This is a genomic window from Opitutaceae bacterium TAV5, from assembly GCA_000242935.3.
GTDB lineage: Bacteria > Verrucomicrobiota > Verrucomicrobiia > Opitutales > Opitutaceae > Geminisphaera.
Genome location: CP007053.1, coordinates 5,158,954 through 5,175,834, shown reverse-complemented (window position 1 = coordinate 5,175,834; position 16,881 = coordinate 5,158,954). Strand labels below are relative to the sequence as shown.

Here is a 16,881-nt window from a genome sequence, read left to right as displayed (position 1 = left end):
GCCGCCACCATGGAAACCCTCGATCCACTCCACGCCCGCCTCGCCGACCGCTTCGGCGCCGACGTCATCGAACCCGTCGCCAACCCCGGCCCCTCCGCGCAACACAGCCTGCTCGTCACCGCCGCCGGCCACTCCCGCGCCCGCGACATCGCCGCCTTCCTCCGCGACGACCCCGCCACGCGCCTCGACTACTGCGCCAACGTCACCGGCCTCGACTGGCCCGGCAAGACCGCCGGTTCCTCCTCCGGCTACCTCGAAGCCGTTTACCATCTCTATTCGATAGCGCAGAAAACCAGCGCCCCCGTCATCCTCCGCCTGCGCACCGCCAACCGCACCGACGCCGTCACCCTGCCCTCGCTCACCCCTGTCTGGCGTTCCTGCGAGTTCCAGGAACGCGAGATTTTTGATCTCTACGGCATCGTTTTCGAAGGCCATCCCGATCTCCGCCGCCTCCTCATGTGGGACGAATTCAAGGACCACCCCATGCGCAAGGACTACGTTTCCCCCGACGACTACGAATGGGAACCCACCCCGCACGACGACGTCCTCACCCGCGCCAAGGCTCACTATCCCGCGACCGCCACGGAGGCCACCGCATGACCAGCACCGCCACGCACACCTCTTCCCGCCCTGAACCCGAAACCCTGAGTCCCGGGCCATCGCGCGTCCGCGCGACGCGCGACCATTACCACGGCGATCTCCTCGAAATCTCGATGGGCCCGCACCACCCCTCGACGCACGGCGTTTTCCGGATGGTGGCCACGCTCGACGGCGAGATTGTCGTCAAACTCAAACCCGTTTTCGGCTATCTCCACCGCAACCACGAAAAACTCGCCGAGAACACCACGTATCTCGCCAGCATCCCCTACACCGACCGTCTCGACTACCTCTCCTCGCTCACCAACAACTGGGCCTACGTGCACGCCGTCGAAAAACTCGCCGGCCTCACCGTCCCCGAGCGTGGCGAATACGTCCGCGTCATCGTCGGTGAACTCGCCCGCCTCATCAACCACGCCTGCCTCGTCGGTTTCCTCCTCAACGACCTCGGCACCTCCTTCACCCCGCTTCTCTACTCGCTGCGCGAACGCGAGCGCATGCTCGACCTCATCGAGGAGCTCACCGGCTCCCGGATGATGTGCAACTACATGCGCTTCGGCGGCGTCCGCGTGGACCTTTCCCCCGAGTGGCTGGCGAAACTCAAGACTTACCTGGAGGACGATTTCGCCCGCTACCTCGACGAACAGGACGCCCTCCTCACCACCAACGAAATCCTCCTCGCCCGCACGCAAGGCACGGGAATCCTCCCCGCCGACCTCGCCATCAACGCCGGCATCACCGGTCCCATGCTCCGCGCCAGCGGCGTTCCGTACGATATCCGCAAAGTGGATACCTACTCCATTTACGACCGCTTCGATTTCCGCGTCCCCCTCGGCGCCCACGGCGACACCTACGACCGCTACATGATGCGCATGCTCGAAATGCGCGAATCCGTAAAAATCCTGCAACAGGCCCTGCGCGACATCCCCGCCGGCCCCGTCACCGATCCGAAGGCCAAATCCCGCGGACTCCGCCCCAAGGCCGGCGAAGCCTACGCCCGCATCGAAGGCCCGAAAGGCGAACTCGGGTTTCACCTCGTCAGCGACGGTTCGCCGCAACCGTACCGTTACCGCATCCGTCCGCCCTCTCTCATCAACCTCACCGTCCTCGAGGACATGTGCATCGGCGGCACGCTCGCCGACGCCGTCATCACCCTCGGCAGCGTGGACATCGTCCTCGGCGAAGTAGACCGGTGAAATAAAATTAATAATTAATAATTAAGAATTAAAAAACGAACCATGCACACGAACTCCTCTCAATTTTCGCACTCCGAGGTGACGGCGAAGCCGCCCCATTCTTAACTCTTGATTCTTAATTATTAATTCCCCCCATGCTCGGCACCGGCATACTCAAAGGACTCGTCGTCACCGCCAAAAACCTCGTTGGCAGCTATCACGACCCGCGTCGTCTCACCACGGTCGAATACCCTGAACAGCGCATCGCGATTCCGGAAAATTTCCGCAGCTTTCCGTTTCTCGTTTTCGACGAGATTGAGGGAAAAAGCCCCGTGGACGGACTCCGCTGCGTCGCCTGCAAGATTTGCGAAAAGGAATGCCCCCCCCAGTGCATCTACATTGTCCCCCAGCGCGACGAGAAAGGAAAAGTCCTCAAAAAACCCGCGATCTTCGACATCGATTTTTCCGTCTGCATGGGCTGCGGCATCTGTGCCGAGGCGTGTCCCTTCGATTCCATAAAAATGGACCACCATTACGAGATCACCGCGAGCAACCGCTATGAGGGCCTTCTCGTCCACCGCGACCAGCTCGCCAAGTCCAACGCTTACTACAACCGGATCCGTCCCGTCGAAGCCGCGACCGTCGACGCCGCCCTCGCCGAAGCCAGACGCAAGGCCGAGGAACGCGCCGCCGCGGCCAAGGCCGCCGCCGAAGCGAAAGCGAAAGCCGCCGCGGCCGCCGCCCAACAAACGGGCGCGGATGTCTCGCCCGCCCCGGAAAAACCGGCAACCGCCCCTCAACCCTGACCCCCCCCGCCGCCCATGCCCGAACACCTTCCCATTCTCTTGCGCGACTGGTTCCTCGATGCCCTCCTCCCGGCCGACGTCCCCCTCCTCCGCTGGTTCGCCATCGCGCTCATCGCGATCATTTCCATCCTCACCGTCTTCGGCCTCCTTTTCGCCTTCACGACCGTCGCGGAACGCAAACTCCTCGGCCGTTTCCAGAACCGCCTCGGCCCCAACCGCACCGGCCCCTTCGGCCTCATGCAGCCCTTTGCCGACGCGATCAAGGCCCTGACCAAGGAAGACCTCATCCCCGCCACCGCCGACAAGCTGCTCCACTTCCTCGCCCCCTGCTGCGCCGTCTTTTTCGCGCTCCTCGGCCTCGCCGTCATCCCTTGCGGGCAGTACCTCACCGCGCTCGATCTCGACACCGGCCTCCTCTACTTTTTCGCCGCCGGTGCCGCCACCGAACTCGCCATCTTCATGGCCGGCTGGTCCAGCCACAACAAATACTCGCTCATCTCTGGCATGCGCGCTCTCGCGCAACTCATCAGCTTCGAACTCCCGCTTCTCCTCGTCGTCGTCCCCGTCGTCATGGCCGCCGGCACCCTCTCGCTTCCCTCGATCGTCGATGCGCAAGGCGGCTGGAGCCTCGGCGGCATCCTTCCGCACTGGAACATCCTCACGCCCTGGGGCATCGCCGGCGGCGGCATTTTTCTCGTCGCCGCCCTCGCCGAAACCAACCGTTGCCCCTTCGATCTTCCGGAAGGCGAGAGCGAGATCATCGCCGGGCATCTCACCGAGTATTCGGGTTTCAAGTACGCACTCTTTTTCATGGGCGAATATTTCGGCATGACCGCCCTCGCCGGCCTCGGTGTCACGCTCTTCCTCGGCGGCTGGCAAGCCCCCTGCGAGTTCCTGCAATTCATCCCCAGCTATGTCTGGTTCGGCGCAAAACTCGTCGCCGTCCTGTTCCTCTTCATCTGGGTGCGGGCCACGCTCCTGCGCCTGCGTATCGACCAGCTCATGAAATTCGCGTGGAAGTTCCTGATTCCGCTCGCGCTGATCAACCTCGCCGCCGCCGCCTTCTGGCTGCTCACGCCCGGCTGGACCGGCCCCCTCCTCGCCGCCCGCTGGCTCGTCGCCCTCGCCATCGTGCTCATCCCGTATGTCCTCATCGCCCGCCGTCTCAGCGCCGGCCTCGGCCCCCGCATCTATCGCTATGCGTGAATCCAGTTACGAATTACCAATGACGAGTCTCGAATTTCCCCGACCGCCCCGAATGCCGACGCTCCCCGCCTCTGCCTCGTCACTCGTCATTCGTCATTCGTAATTCCATTTCCCATGTTCCCTCTCCTCCTCATCGCCCTCGCCACGCTTGTCACCGCCGCCGTCGCTCTCTCGTTGCGCAACATCATCCGCGCCGCACTCCTGCTCGTCCCGGCGTGGATCGGCATCGCCGCGTTCTACCTCCTGGCCGGAGCCGAGTTCGTGGCCTTCGCGCAAGTCCTCGTCTACGTCGGCGCCATCTCGATGGTGGTTCTCTTCGCGGTCGTCCTCACCCGCCGCGCGCCCGACGACCCCGCCGAAGCACCCGCCACCCGCCGCCGTCTGAATTGGGCTGTCGCCACCGGCGGAGCCGTCGCCGCCATGCTTTTCGCCGCCATCCTCACCACCCGTCTCCCCTCCTCTTCCGAAACCTCCCCTCCCCCCGACGCCACCCTGCAAACGCTCGGCCACACACTCACCGGCGAACACGCCGCCGCCATTCTCATCATCGGCGCCCTCCTCACCGTTGCCTTGCTCGGCTCCATCCTGCTCGCCTCGACCGACAAACCCCGCGACACGTCCGCCTCCCGCGCCGGCCGCGCCGCGACCCTCTCCCGCTGACATGATCACCGGCCTTTCCGACCTCCTCTCCAGCCCGCTGCATCTCTGCCTGCTCTTTGCGGCGGCGCTCTTCACCATCGGCCTCACCGCGGCGCTCGCGCGCAGCAGCGCGATCCTCGTCCTCCTCGGCATCGAACTCATGCTCAACGCGGCCAACATCAACTTTATCGCCTTCTGGCGCTACGGCCCCCACGCCGCCGACGCCTCACCGGCGACCGGCGTGGTGTTCGCGATTTTCAGCATCGCCGTCGCCGCCGCCGAAGCAGCCGTCGGCCTCGCCCTCATCATCGCCATCTACCGCCACCGCCACGGCATCCGCCTGCAGGACGCCGCGCAACTGAAAGGCTGAACCGGAAAATCGAATCCTCCGTATCTCCGTAGTGACCCACTCTCTCCCGATTTCATGAACCCTCTCGTCCAGCATCTCTGGCTCATCCCCGCGCTCCCGCTCGCCGCCTTCGTTATCGGCGCGTTCGCCCCGGCGCGCAGCCGCCTCGCCTCCGCTGCCGCGCTCGCCGCGATGGCCGCTGCATTTGTCATTTCCTGCCTCGCCCTCCGGCAGGCGCTCGCCATCCCCAACCTCCCCTACACCGGCAACCTCTACTGGATCGACGCCGGCGCCTTCTCCCTCGAACTCAGCCTCCTCCTCGACCCGCTCACCGCCTTCATGCTCGTGATGGTCACCTTCGTCGGTTTCCTGATTTTTCTCTTCAGCACCGGCTACATGAAGGACGATCCCCACTACGGGAAATTTTTCTGTTACCTCAGCCTCTTCGCCGCCGCGATGCTCGGCCTCCTCATCTCCAACAGCCTCCTGCTCCTCTTCATCTGCTGGGAACTCGTCGGCCTCGCCTCGTATCTCCTCATCGGTTTCTGGTTCACCCGACCGTCCGCCGCCGCCGCCGCGAAAAAGGCCTTCATCGTCACCCGCATCGGCGACCTCGGTTTCCTCCTCGGCATCCTCTGGCTGCACGCCGCGACCGACACCCTTCTTTTTTACGACAACGGCGCCGGTTTCCTCGAACCCGCCGTGCTCGCCCGGCTCGCCGACCTCCCTCCCCTCGCCGCCGCCGCTCTCCCCGGCGGGCTCGCCGTCTCGACCGCCATCGGCCTGCTTATCTTCTGCGGCGCCGTCGGCAAATCCGGCCAGTTCCCGCTCCACGTCTGGCTCCCCGACGCGATGGAAGGCCCCACGCCCGTCTCCGCCCTCATCCACGCCGCCACCATGGTCGCCGCCGGCGTGTTCCTCATGGCCCGCGTGCAGCCCCTGCTCACGCCCGACGCCCTCGCCGTCATCGCCGCCATCGGCGCCATCACCGCCCTCTTCGGCGCGGTCCTCGCCACCGCGCAAAACGACATCAAACGCATCCTCGCCTACTCCACCGTATCACAACTCGGATACATGATGCTCGCCATCGGCGTCGGCGCGTGGCCCGCCGCCATCTTCCACCTCCTCACGCACGCCTTCTTCAAAGCCCTCCTCTTCCTCGGCGCCGGCTCCGTCATCCACGCCGCCCACCACGAGCAGGACATCCGCAACCTCGGCGGACTCGCCCCGCGCATGAAGCTCACCTTCGCCACCTTTGCCATCGGCATGATGGCGCTCTCCGGCGTCCCCTTCCTCTTCTCCGGCTTCTGGTCCAAGGAAGCCATCCTGCACGGCGCGCACGCCTGGCCCGTCTCGCAACTCCCCTTCCTCGCCGCGCTCGCCGCCGTCGTCCTCACCGCCTTCTACATGACGCGCCTCGTCGCCGAAGTGTTTTTCGGCAAGCCCCGCACCCACGCCGCCGCACACGCCCGGGAAAACCCGCCCGCGATGACGCTCCCGCTCGTTCTTCTCGCCATCTGCGCCATCGCTCTCGGCTTCCTCGGCACGCCCGCCTGGCCCTGGTTGCAGACGATGCTCGAAGGCCACACGGAGGTTCACGGCCACGGCATCTTCAGTGAAGGCGGCGCTCTGATGTGGACATCCATCGTTCTGGTCGCCATCGGCATCGGCGCCGGACTCGCTCTCTACGCGCGCCGCCCCCGCGCCACCGCCGCCGCCCGCGATCCGCTCGAACGCGCCGCCCCCGCCCTCTTCACCGCGCTCGGCCGCCGCCTCTACATCGACGAATTTTACGCCGCCACCGTCGGACGCCTCACCACCTTCGCCGCCGCGCTCTCCGACTTCGCCGACCGCTGGATCTGGGGCGGCGCCATCCGCGCGCTGGCCGGCCTCGCCCGCTTCACTGGCGGCGTCACGCGCGACACCGACGAAACCAACCTCAACGGCGGTTTCGACGCCGCCACCGACGCGCTCCGGACCACCGCGCGCGCGTATTCGAAAACGCAGACCGGCGACCCGCGGATCTCCCTCACCGGCCTCGCCCTCGGCTTCGTCGGTCTTCTCGTGGTCACGCTGATCGTGGGAGGTATTTTGTGAAACGCTGAAATGCTGAAAACTGAAAAGCTGAAATGAAACCCTCCCGAATCTCCAATCCCTGCCTCGTAACCGAAGTCTGATTCCAGTTTTCCGCATTTTAGCGTTTCAGCTTCTCCATCAATGACCTCCCTCCCTCTCCTTTCCCTCCTCATTTTCACGCCCTGGGCCGGTGCGCTCCTTCTCGCTGCGCTGCCACAACTCTCCCGCACACCCGCTGGACAACGCACGGCCCGCACCCTTGCGCTCGCCTTCAGCCTCTCGACTCTTGCGCTGACCCTCGCCGCCGTCCTCCCCGCGTTCGACGCCACCGGCGACACCCCCGGCCTGCAACTCGCCGAGCAGCACGCCTGGATCGCCTCCCTCAACGTCCATTACGCCCTCGGCCTCGACGGACTCTCGCTAGTTCTCGTCCTCCTCACCGGCCTCATCGCTCCCATGTCGCTTCTCGCCTCGCGGAGCATGGGAGGTTCTCCCCGCCTCCCGGGCATCCTCTTCCTCCTCATCCAGGGCGCGGCGCTCGGCGTCTTCCTCGCGCAGGACTTTTTTCTCTGGTTCCTCTTCTGGGAACTCAGCCTGTTCCCTGCCTTCTTCCTCATAAAACTTTACGGCAACAACACCGATGCCAGCGGTAACACCCGCCCCGGTTCCGCCTCCCGCGCCGCGTATCAATTTGTTATCTACACGATGGGCGGCAGCGCCTTCATGCTCCTCGCCTTCGCCGCGATTTACGCCGTCACCGGCACGCTCTCCTTCACCGAACTCGTCGCCTTCGGTGGCACGGTTGCGCTCGATGACAAACTCTCGGCCATCTCCCCGGTCCTGCCCATGCTGGTTTTTCTCGGCGTGTTTCTCGGCCTCGCGGTAAAAGTCCCGCTTTTCCCCTTTCACACCTGGCTCCCCTCGGCCTACGCCGCCGCGCCCACGGGCGCCTCGATGTTCCTCACCGGCATCATGTCCAAAATGGGACTCTACGGATTCCTCCGCATCCTCGCCCCGATCTTCCCCGAACAACTCGCCGCCGCTGCGCCCGTCCTTCTCTGGTTCGCGCTCGCCGGCGTCGTCTTCGGTGCTCTCGCCGCCCTCCGCCAGACCGACCTCAAACGCATGATCGCCTACTCCTCGGTCAACCATCTCGGCTACTGCCTGCTCGCAATCTTCGCCTGCGCCGCCGCCGACAACCTCCACGGCATCGCGCCGCAAACACTCGACGCCGCCTTCACCGGCACGCTCCTGCAAATGTTCAATCACGGCCTCTCCGCCGCCGCTCTCTTTTATTGCATCGGCATCCTCGAAAGCCGCACCGGCGGACTGCGTGGCCTCGGCGACTTCGGCGGCGTGCGCAAGGTCGCCCCGGTCTTTGCCGCCCTCTGCGGCATCTCGATGTTTTCCTCCCTCGGCCTCCCCGGTCTCAACGGCTTTGTCGGCGAATTCCTGATTTTCCGCGGTGTCTTCGGTGTCGCTCCGGTCGCCGCCGCCATCGCCTGCCTCGGCCTCCTCGCCACTGCGCTCTTCCTGCTCACCTTCTGGCAACGCGTCTTTCACGGACCCGTATCCGCCAACGCCACACGCGTCACCGACCTCACCGCCGTCGAAATCGTCACCCTGGCTCCCGCCATCATCCTGATGTTCGTGCTGGGGCTCGCGCCTCAACTCCTCATCAACCTCTTCCAGTCCCTCCTCGGCTGACGCGACCACCCTCTCCCGATGAATCTCCTTCCCTGGACCATCTACATTTCTTTTGCCGGCGCGCTCCTCGCGCTTGTTGCCGGACGACGGTCGCCCTCCGTGGCGCGTATCACCGCGCTCATTACGGCGCTCGCCGCCGCTGTCATCACCACGCTCGCGGCCCTCGACTTCACACCTGCCGCCGATCTCCAGACCCTCGTCAACCTCCCCTGGATCGCCGAACTCGGCGTCAGCTACCACCTCGCGGCCGACGGCATCAGCCTCACGCTCGTCGTCCTCACCAGCATCGCCGCGCTCGCCGGTATTCTCTTTTCGTGGAATATCAATGACCGCACCGGCGAGTTTTTCGCCCTCTACCTCGCGCTCATCGGCGGCGTTTACGGCGTGTTCCTCAGCGCGGATGCGTTCGTGTTTTTCGTCTTCTACGAGATCGCCATCGTCCCCAAATATTTTCTCGTGGCGAAGTGGGGCTCCACCAACCGCGAATACGGTGCGATGAAGCTCGTCCTTTACTCCTTTGCCGGCAGCGCCCTCGTCATGGCTGGGCTCCTCTGGGCACATGCCACCGCCGCCTCCCTTTCCGGCGGCTCCCCGAGCTTCTCCCTCACCACTCTCGCCCAGGCCGCCACGCATTTCACGCACGCGCAGCAACTCGGCATGTTCGCGCTCGTCTTCACCGGCTTCGCGATACTTGCCGGCATGTTTCCCTTCCACACCTGGGCGCCCACGGGACACGTCGCCGCGCCCACCGCCGCGTCCATGCTGCTCGCCGGTGTCGTCATGAAACTCGGCGCCTACGGCTGCCTCCGCGTGGCGATTCCGCTCTTCACCGAAGGTTACCACACCTTCGCTCCGCTCATCGGCTGGCTCGCCGTCATCGGCATCGTTTACGCCGGGTTCATCGCACTCATCCAGGACGACTTCAAATTTGTCATCGGCTACTCGTCGGTCAGCCACATGGGTTTTGTCCTGCTCGGCCTCGCCGCCGCCAACGAACGCGCCCTCAGCGGCGCGGTGTTGCAGATGTTCTCCCACGGCATCATCGCCGGACTCCTCTTCGCCGTCGTCGGCCGCATGGTTTACGAACGCACGCACACCCGCAACCTCGCCGACCTGCGCGCCCTGCCGCTGCACCGCCTGCTGCCGTTTGCCGCCGTCACGTTTGTCATCGCCGGACTCGCCTCGATGGGTCTGCCCGGCTTCAGCGGATTCCCGGCCGAACTCTCCATCCTTATCGGAGCCTGGCAAACCTCCCGCCTTTGGGCGCTGGTTGCCGCCCTCGGCATCCTCATCGCCGCCGCCTTCACGCTGCGCGCCATCCAGGTGTCCTTCTTCGGCAAAACCGGTAACGGCACCACACATGCCAACATCCACCCGCTCCCTCCGATCACGCTCCCCGAAAAACTCGGCGCGTTCCTGCTCATCGCCGCGACGCTCCTCGTCGGCCTGATGCCCGACCTGCTCCTCAACTGGATCAACCCCGCGCTCCAGTCGCCGCTGTTTCAGGCAGCCTTGAAATAACATCATTTCCCTCCGACCCGCGATGCCCTCGCCCAATCCCTACATCGAACTCCTCCACGCGCTCCGCCCCGAGATCATGCTGACCCTCGGCATGCTCGCCGTGCTCGCCTTCGACCTCAGCGCCGGACGCCGCCTCTCCGACAAAACCCGTCTCCTTGCCGCCACCGTTGTCGGACTCGGCGCGCTCGCCGCTGCCGTCTGGCAAGTGCTCACTCCCGTCGCCGCGTCCGTCTCCGGCGAGACCACCGCCAGCCTCTTCATCCTCGATCACTTTGCCGTCGTCATCCGCCTCGGTGTGCTTGGCCTCGCCGCACTCACGCTCCTGCTCCCCGCGCGCGAACGTCCCCGCCATCCCGCCGAATACATCGCCATCGTCCTCCTCGCCACGACGGGCTTCACGCTCATGGCGGTGGCCAACAACCTCCTCATCGCCTTCCTCGGCCTGGAGCTCGCCAGCCTCTCCCTCTACATCCTCGCCGCGTTCGACAAAACCAGCCCCGCGTCCGCCGAGGCCGGCCTGAAGTACTTCCTCTTCGGAGGCATGGCCGCGGCGTTCCTTCTCTTCGGATTCAGCCTCATCTACGGGCTCACCGGCTCGATCCGGTTCGATGCGATCGCCGCCGCGCTCGCCGGCGCCGATCACGCGCAACCCGTCTCTCCGCTTCTCCTCATCGCTCTCGTGATGGTGCTGGCCGGTTTCGGCTACAAGGCCGCCGCCGCTCCCTTCCACCTGTGGGCGCCCGATGTTTACGAAGGCGCCCCCTCGCCTGCGGCTGCACTCATCGCCTCCGCGTCAAAACTCGCCGGACTCGCCCTCTTTTTCCGCCTCCTCCACTCCGCGCTCGGACCCGCCGCCCTCCAGTTTGCGCCGCTTTCCGGCTGGGCGCCGGTGCTCATGCTGATCGCCGCCGCCTCGATGCTGCTCGGCAACATCGCCGCACTCGCGCAAACCAACGTCCGCCGCCTCATCGCGTATTCAGCCATCGCGCACGCCGGTGTCCTCCTCCTCGGCGTGCTCCTCGGCGACACCGGTTCCACGGTGTATTACGCCCTCACCTACGGACTCGCCACGGTCGGCATTTTCGGGGTCTTCGCCGTTCTCGATTACAACGGCGCCCGCTGCCAGTCTCTCACCGACCTCGCCGGACTCTGGAAACGCTCCCCTTTCCTCGCCGCCGTCCTTTTCGTCTGCGTGCTCTCGCTCGCGGGTGTGCCGCCGCTGGCGGGTTTCTTCGGCAAATTCTATCTCTTCGCCGCCGCCCTCCGCCCCGCCGGACTCGCCTCGCCCACCGGTTGGCTCGCCTTCCTCGCTATCGCGATGAGCGCCGTCGCCCTCTACTACTACTTGACCATCCTCAAACAGGCCCTCGTCGCCTCCTCCGACACCACCGCTCCCACATCCAGCCTGCTGCGGACGCCTCTTCCCGCCACTCTTGCTCTCACTCTCGCCACCGCCCTTCTGATCTTCCTTGGTCTGTTCCCGTCGTTCCTGCTGAGAGTGATTGTCCCATAGACATCACATTGCGGGAAATGCTGCGAATTTGTGAAACGGCCTCCCCTGATTGACAGGTAATACTTTTCCCGGAATTTTCTCACCATGCCACTGACGACAAAAAGGCAGGTCACCATCCCCCGGAAACTGCGGGAACAGTATGGCATGGGGCCGCGCACCGAGGTGGTATTCGAGGCGGAGGAAGGCAGGGTGCTGACCCGCCCCGCTGCGAGCGAACGCATCCGGCGTTTGCGCACCGCGCTCCGCCGCAGTCGGGGCAGCGCGACTGCCGGGCTGAACACGGCAGCCGTCATGCGACAAACCCGCGGAGACGACTGATCATCATGGTTCTTGTCCGGAAAAACTGCTGTGCAGCCAGTCAGGGCAGGCGGAAATAATCTCTTTTGATTGCCCGCCCCGCCCGGCGCACGCCAACGTTCTCCCCGTGCGCATCGCTGTCATCGCCGACACTCACGATCACTATCCGCCCAGACTCCCCGGCCTCCTCGCCGGGGCGGACGAGATCTGGCATCTCGGCGATGTCTGCGATCCGTCACTCCTGACCGAATTCGAGCAACTCGGCCCGCCGCTCCGCGTCATCCTCGGCAACAACGACGGCTGGCCCGCCTGGCCGCTCACCCTGGATCTCGAACGCGAGGGAGTGCGATTTCATCTCGTCCATATCCCGCCTCGCCGCGCACCCGCCGGCATCCATGCCCTCCTGCACGGCCATACCCATGTCCCGCGCGACGAAACCGACGCCGCCGGCATCCGCTGGCTCAACCCCGGCTGCATCAGCCGCCCTCGCGCCGGGATCAAGAGCTTCGCATGGCTCGAAGTGGCCAAAGGCCAAATCATCAACTGGCAACTCGTCCGGGTCTAACCCCGCCCGGCGCTCTTTTTCTCCCCGCTCCCCGTCTTCACGCAAACGCACAACAAACTTCCTTGCCTCCCGCTTAAAAATACCATTTCTGGTCCGCTAACCGTTTTCGGACCATTCATCCATAGATCGACACACCCACACACCTCACTTCGTAATCCGCCCTTCCGCTCCCGGTTTTTCATCATGCTCCCGCGCACATTCCTGACCCACCTCATTCCCGCACGCGTCGCCGAGGCCACTCGCCGGCTCCAGGCCCGGATCTGGCAGCCATTGCCGGACGAAGCCGCCGGCATCGCCGTCACCACCACGCCCGTCTTCCGCGATTTTCGTGAAGCCGCCAGCCTGAAAGCCTCCGAATTCAAGCCCGTCCCCGCCGGCACCTGGAACTGGGGACCGAAGTACGCCCAGCGCTGGTTCAAGGTCACTCTCCCCGCTGCCCCGAAAGGCGACAAGCGCACCCGCTACCTCGTCTGGAACGACCAGGCCGAGGCCACCGCCTACGTCGACGGCGTGCCGTACTCCGGCCTCGACATCGCCCATCCGTACACGCCGCTCCCCGTCGGCACCCGCGAATTTCTCGTCGAATCCGTCTGCATCCGCTCCGGCATCTGGCTCTCCGGCGAAGCCGCCCCGCTTGACCAGGAAGGCAGTCGCTACACCGCGCCCGGTCTCGCCGTCCGCGACGACGAAGTCTGGAACGCTTACCACGACCTCACCGTCCTTCTCGACCTCCTCGAATGCGAGCACCGTGATTTCCAGCCCGTCATCGGCCAGGCCAAACGCTTCACCGATCCCGTCCGTTTCACCACGCCCGCCTTCCGCGCCAGTCCGCTCTTCCGCCGCCTCTGCACGCGTCTCGACGAAGCGGTCGATATCCTCGACCGCGACGGCGTCGCCGCCTTCGGCAAGGCGCTGAAAAAAATCTACGCCGACTTCCCCGCCGAGCCCGGCGCGATGAAAGCCGTGCTCACCGGCCACGCGCACATCGACCTCGTGTGGCTCTGGCCCGAACGCGTCGGCGAACGCAAGGCCGTCCATTCCTGGTCCACCCAGACGCGCCTGCTGAAGGAGTATCCGGAATTCCGTTTCGGCTACTCGCAGCCCGCCAGCTACGACGCCGTCAAGCGCATCTCTCCCGCCCTCCACGCCAAGGTCAAATCCCTCATCAAGGCCGGCCGCTGGGACGCCACCGGCGCCAGCTACGTCGAGTGCGACACCCAGATGCCCTGCGGCGAGGCCCTCCTGCGCAGCCTCCGCCTTGGCCAGCAAGGTTTCACCGACCTGCGCGGCAACCCGGCAAAAGTTTTCTGGCTGCCCGACGTTTTCGGATACAGCGGCTGCATGCCGCAACTCCTCCGCGGCCTCGGTGTCGAGGGATTTTTCACCTCCAAGCTCTCCTGGAGCACCGTGAACCGTTTTCCGCACACCAGCTTCCGCTGGCGCGGTCCCGACGGTGCGGAAATCACCTCCCACATCGTCCTCCTCCACGACTACAACGAGGCCGTTAACCTGAAAAACATCCGCGAGGACGCCTACCACCACCAGCAGGCCGGCGTGCACAACGAATTCCTGCAACCCACCGGCTACGGCGACGGCGGCGGCGGCCCCACCGAGGCCATGCTCGAACGCGCCCGCCGCGTGAACAACCTCGCCGGCGTCCCGCAAACGCAGTGGGGCAACATCGAGCCCTTCTTCGAACGCCTCCACGCCATCCGCGAACAACTCCCCGCCGTCACCGGTGAACTCATTCTCGAACTCCATCGCGGTGTCTTCACCACGCACAGCAGCCTCAAGTCCGCCTTCCGCGGCATCGAACGCGCCCTGCAAATCCAGGAAGCCGCCCACGTCGTCACCGGCGCCGGTCCGATCGACGACCACGCCTGGCGCCGCGCCACGTTCTCGCATTTTCACGACTACATCCCCGGCAGTTCGATCTGGGAAGTGTATCACGAGGCGATTCCCGAACTCGAAAAACTCTCCGTCGAGGCCCTCGCCGCTGCCACCCGGACGCTCTCCGGCAACGGCAAGGCCAAAGCTGTCTCCGCAAAAAAATCCGCCGGAACCGCGAGCGCCGCCGCCGGCGTGTTCAATCCCCTGCCCGTCGCCCGCACTTACATCGACGGCGACCGCGCTTACGAACTCGCCCCGCTCTCCGGAGCGCCGCTGGCCGAACTCTCTCCCCGCGCGCTCCCCGCGCCGAAGGCCACCGCCACCTCGCTCGCCAGCGACCGCGTGGCGGCCTCGTTCGACAAGGCCGGCCGCGTCGTGAAACTCTCCGTGGACGGGCGCGATGTCGCCCTGGCCACCCTGCCCGGCATCGATTCGCAACTCGCCGCCTACCCGGATCACCCCGCCGCGTTCGACGCCTGGGATGTGGACCGCACCACGCTCGTCACCGGCCAGGAGGCCAAGCCCGTCGGCAAGCCCGAAGTCAGGGTCACCGGCCTCACCGCCGCGGTTTCCTTCAACTGCACCGTCGCCAGCAAGAGCGCCGTCCGTATCACGTATTCCGTGACGGCCGGCGAACCCGTCCTCCGCGTCGCCTACGACATCGACTGGCAGGATCCGCTCATGTGGCTCAAGGCCATCTTCGCCACCCGCTACCGCGGACGCGAGGCACGCTACGGCGCGCCCTTCGGCAGCGCCCTGCGCGGCCAGTGGCCCGGCTACCCGCGCGAGGAAGCCAACTGGGAACTCCCCGGCAGCCGCTGGATGGCGCTCATGGACGACGCGCAGAACGAGGGACTCGCGCTCGTCACCGAATCGAAATACGGCTTCACCGTTCACGACGGCATCGTCGGCGTCAGCCTCCTGCGCAGCGCGCTCGTCACCGAAGCCGACCACCACCCGAAGATCCGCGAAACGAAGCGCCCTCACCATTCCGATCTCGGCAAGCAGCACGTCGAACTCGCGCTCGGTCTTTTCTCGGCCAGCGCTCCCGCCGCCGACCAGCCGGCGGTCCTCGCCGACACGCTCTACACGCCCGCCGTCCCGTATGCGGGTGCGGCGGTCAGCGCCGGTCTTCTCGGCGTCGAGGGCGCGCCCTCGCTCGCCCCGTCCTGGGCCGAACCGGTCGAGGGCGGCTGGGTGCTGCGCCTGCACGAAACGCTCGGCCGCCACGGCACCGCCCGCGTGCGCCTCGCCGACGGCTGGAAAGCCGAACCGGTGGCGCTCGACGGCGCCAGCCTCGGCCAGCCGCAAACCGGCGGCATCGACCTCCCCTTCACCCAGTACAAGGTGCTCTCGGTCAAGATCAGCCGGTAAACCGATCCATTTTGTCGCAGAGGACACCGGGCTCCCTGTCCGGGCCCGGTGCCCCGGATCGTCTTGATGAGTGGCAACGCCGCGCCGACACCGCCGGCGCATTTTTACCATCGGTTCGAATTTCTGACGGCGGCTGCGCACGTGCACATTGATGAGATTGGCCTCCATGTCCCTGGGAGCCTTCTCACGCATGAATAACCGTGCAGGCCAGCAGATCGAGCCGGATCCGCAATGTTCGAGGAAAGGCGTCCTAATTGCCCGAGCTGGCGCGCCGCCGCATGCCGGCGCCACGCGCATCACCGCGAAGCGTGACGCAGCCGCCAGGCTTGTGGAGATTCGCCCGCCTGCCCGCTGAGCCAGCGGGTGAAATCGACCGGCTACGAAAAGCCGGGACGGTGACTCGGTTCTTTCACGGGCTGGTCGGTGACCGACAGCATCACGCAAGGTCACTCCGCAGAAAAAGCTTTTCGGCCAAAGAGGTAACTCATGGGCAAAACCAAGGATAAACTCTCCGATAAAAGGCGGACTCACATATGATATAAATCCATTCTGCTCCTTTGCTTCCTTGCGAAGGCCGGCCGGAGCTCCAGAAAGAGAGGAACGCGCATTCCGCGTATGGCACAGTTTTCGCTAAACGTTTCCCGCCACACCAAAACCCATGTTGCACCTGATTCGTGAACCTGTTCCCGAACCCGATCCGCTGCTGCCGGAAATCCCGGTGCGCATCGACCGGCTGAAACTCGCCAAACGCCTCTGGCGCGGCGTGGCCGACGACGGCGCCGAATTCGGCTGCGAACTTCCCTCCCCGCTCCGCGACGGCGACACGATTTTCCAGACCAGCTCCGGCCGCTACGTCATCCGGCAAGAACCCGAACCCGTTCTCGAAATCGCTCTCGACATCGCCCCCTCCGCCGCCGCCGGCATCGGCTGGGCGATCGGCAACCTGCACAGGGAGCTCTCCGCCGAAGCCAGCCGCCTGCTCACGCCCGACGACACCGGCACCCGCCAGTTGCTCGACCGCATCAGCGTCCCGTTCCGGGAAACCACCGCCATATTCCGCCCCGGCCGCTTCGTCCGCGGCCCCGGTCCTGCCCGGGAACTCGGCCCGAGTCACCAGCACTGATGCCGGCCCGCGCCCACACTCACCCCGCGCCGGACAGCCCGCC

The 16,881-nt window shown here is 65.4% G+C and carries 14 protein-coding genes; all 14 read left to right on the top strand.

The window, feature by feature from the left end; all coding sequences use genetic code 11:
- Window positions 1–9 precede the first annotated feature (9 nt).
- The 14 genes from OPIT5_21985 to OPIT5_21920 all read left to right on the top strand — a co-directional run bounded on the left by OPIT5_21985 (window position 10) and on the right by OPIT5_21920 (window position 16,838).
- Complete coding sequence (locus tag OPIT5_21985) at window positions 10–600, top strand: NADH dehydrogenase (protein AHF92513.1); 591 nt, start codon at window positions 10–12, stop codon at window positions 598–600.
- Window positions 601–707: 107 nt separating this feature from the next.
- The gene (locus OPIT5_21980; protein AHF92512.1) at window positions 708–1,793 is read left to right on the top strand and encodes an NADH dehydrogenase subunit D; all 1,086 of its coding nucleotides are present in this window, start codon (window positions 708–710) and stop codon (window positions 1,791–1,793) included.
- Window positions 1,794–1,927: 134 nt separating this feature from the next.
- Entirely contained in the window at window positions 1,928–2,578 is a 651-nt protein-coding gene (locus OPIT5_21975) for a 4Fe-4S ferredoxin (GenBank protein ID AHF92511.1), read from the top strand.
- A gap of 15 nt (window positions 2,579–2,593) precedes the next feature.
- Window positions 2,594–3,784: an NADH dehydrogenase gene (locus OPIT5_21970; protein AHF92510.1), complete on the top strand. Its 1,191-nt coding sequence runs from the start codon at window positions 2,594–2,596 to the stop codon at window positions 3,782–3,784.
- Between the two features lie 114 nt (window positions 3,785–3,898).
- Window positions 3,899–4,444: an NADH-ubiquinone oxidoreductase gene (locus OPIT5_21965; protein AHF92509.1), complete on the top strand. Its 546-nt coding sequence runs from the start codon at window positions 3,899–3,901 to the stop codon at window positions 4,442–4,444.
- A 1-nt stretch (window position 4,445) separates the two neighbouring features.
- The gene (locus OPIT5_21960) at window positions 4,446–4,793 is read left to right on the top strand and encodes an NADH-ubiquinone oxidoreductase subunit 4L (protein ID AHF92508.1); all 348 of its coding nucleotides are present in this window, start codon (window positions 4,446–4,448) and stop codon (window positions 4,791–4,793) included.
- A gap of 54 nt (window positions 4,794–4,847) precedes the next feature.
- Window positions 4,848–6,869, top strand: a complete 2,022-nt coding sequence (locus tag OPIT5_21955) for an NADH dehydrogenase (protein ID AHF92507.1) — start codon at window positions 4,848–4,850, stop codon at window positions 6,867–6,869.
- Window positions 6,870–6,989: 120 nt separating this feature from the next.
- On the top strand, window positions 6,990–8,555 hold the full coding sequence (locus OPIT5_21950; protein AHF92506.1) for an NADH-quinone oxidoreductase subunit L: 1,566 nt from the start codon (window positions 6,990–6,992) through the stop codon (window positions 8,553–8,555).
- Window positions 8,556–8,573: 18 nt separating this feature from the next.
- Complete coding sequence (locus OPIT5_21945; protein ID AHF92505.1) at window positions 8,574–10,076, top strand: NADH-quinone oxidoreductase subunit M; 1,503 nt, start codon at window positions 8,574–8,576, stop codon at window positions 10,074–10,076.
- 22 nt (window positions 10,077–10,098) lie between these two features.
- On the top strand, window positions 10,099–11,589 hold the full coding sequence (locus OPIT5_21940; protein AHF92504.1) for an NADPH-quinone oxidoreductase: 1,491 nt from the start codon (window positions 10,099–10,101) through the stop codon (window positions 11,587–11,589).
- Window positions 11,590–11,673: 84 nt separating this feature from the next.
- The gene (locus tag OPIT5_21935) at window positions 11,674–11,907 is read left to right on the top strand and encodes an AbrB family transcriptional regulator (GenBank protein ID AHF92503.1); all 234 of its coding nucleotides are present in this window, start codon (window positions 11,674–11,676) and stop codon (window positions 11,905–11,907) included.
- 106 nt (window positions 11,908–12,013) lie between these two features.
- A complete protein-coding gene (locus tag OPIT5_21930; protein AHF92502.1) occupies window positions 12,014–12,451 on the top strand; it encodes a phosphodiesterase in 438 nt (145 codons plus the stop codon).
- 183 nt (window positions 12,452–12,634) lie between these two features.
- Window positions 12,635–15,715, top strand: a complete 3,081-nt coding sequence (locus OPIT5_21925; protein ID AHF92501.1) for an alpha-mannosidase — start codon at window positions 12,635–12,637, stop codon at window positions 15,713–15,715.
- Window positions 15,716–16,373: 658 nt separating this feature from the next.
- Window positions 16,374–16,838, top strand: a complete 465-nt coding sequence (locus tag OPIT5_21920) for an urease accessory protein UreE (protein AHF92500.1) — start codon at window positions 16,374–16,376, stop codon at window positions 16,836–16,838.
- Window positions 16,839–16,881 lie beyond the last annotated feature (43 nt).

Coding starts and splice junctions, on each gene's coding strand:
- OPIT5_21985 (AHF92513.1), top strand. CDS start 10: ATGGAAACCCTCGATCCACTCCACGCCCGCCTCGCCGACCGCTTCGGC.
- OPIT5_21975 (AHF92511.1), top strand. CDS start 1,928: ATGCTCGGCACCGGCATACTCAAAGGACTCGTCGTCACCGCCAAAAAC.
- OPIT5_21970 (AHF92510.1), top strand. CDS start 2,594: ATGCCCGAACACCTTCCCATTCTCTTGCGCGACTGGTTCCTCGATGCC.
- OPIT5_21965 (AHF92509.1), top strand. CDS start 3,899: ATGTTCCCTCTCCTCCTCATCGCCCTCGCCACGCTTGTCACCGCCGCC.
- OPIT5_21960 (AHF92508.1), top strand. CDS start 4,446: ATGATCACCGGCCTTTCCGACCTCCTCTCCAGCCCGCTGCATCTCTGC.
- OPIT5_21955 (AHF92507.1), top strand. CDS start 4,848: ATGAACCCTCTCGTCCAGCATCTCTGGCTCATCCCCGCGCTCCCGCTC.
- OPIT5_21950 (AHF92506.1), top strand. CDS start 6,990: ATGACCTCCCTCCCTCTCCTTTCCCTCCTCATTTTCACGCCCTGGGCC.
- OPIT5_21945 (AHF92505.1), top strand. CDS start 8,574: ATGAATCTCCTTCCCTGGACCATCTACATTTCTTTTGCCGGCGCGCTC.
- OPIT5_21940 (AHF92504.1), top strand. CDS start 10,099: ATGCCCTCGCCCAATCCCTACATCGAACTCCTCCACGCGCTCCGCCCC.
- OPIT5_21935 (AHF92503.1), top strand. CDS start 11,674: ATGCCACTGACGACAAAAAGGCAGGTCACCATCCCCCGGAAACTGCGG.
- OPIT5_21925 (AHF92501.1), top strand. CDS start 12,635: ATGCTCCCGCGCACATTCCTGACCCACCTCATTCCCGCACGCGTCGCC.
- OPIT5_21920 (AHF92500.1), top strand. CDS start 16,374: ATGTTGCACCTGATTCGTGAACCTGTTCCCGAACCCGATCCGCTGCTG.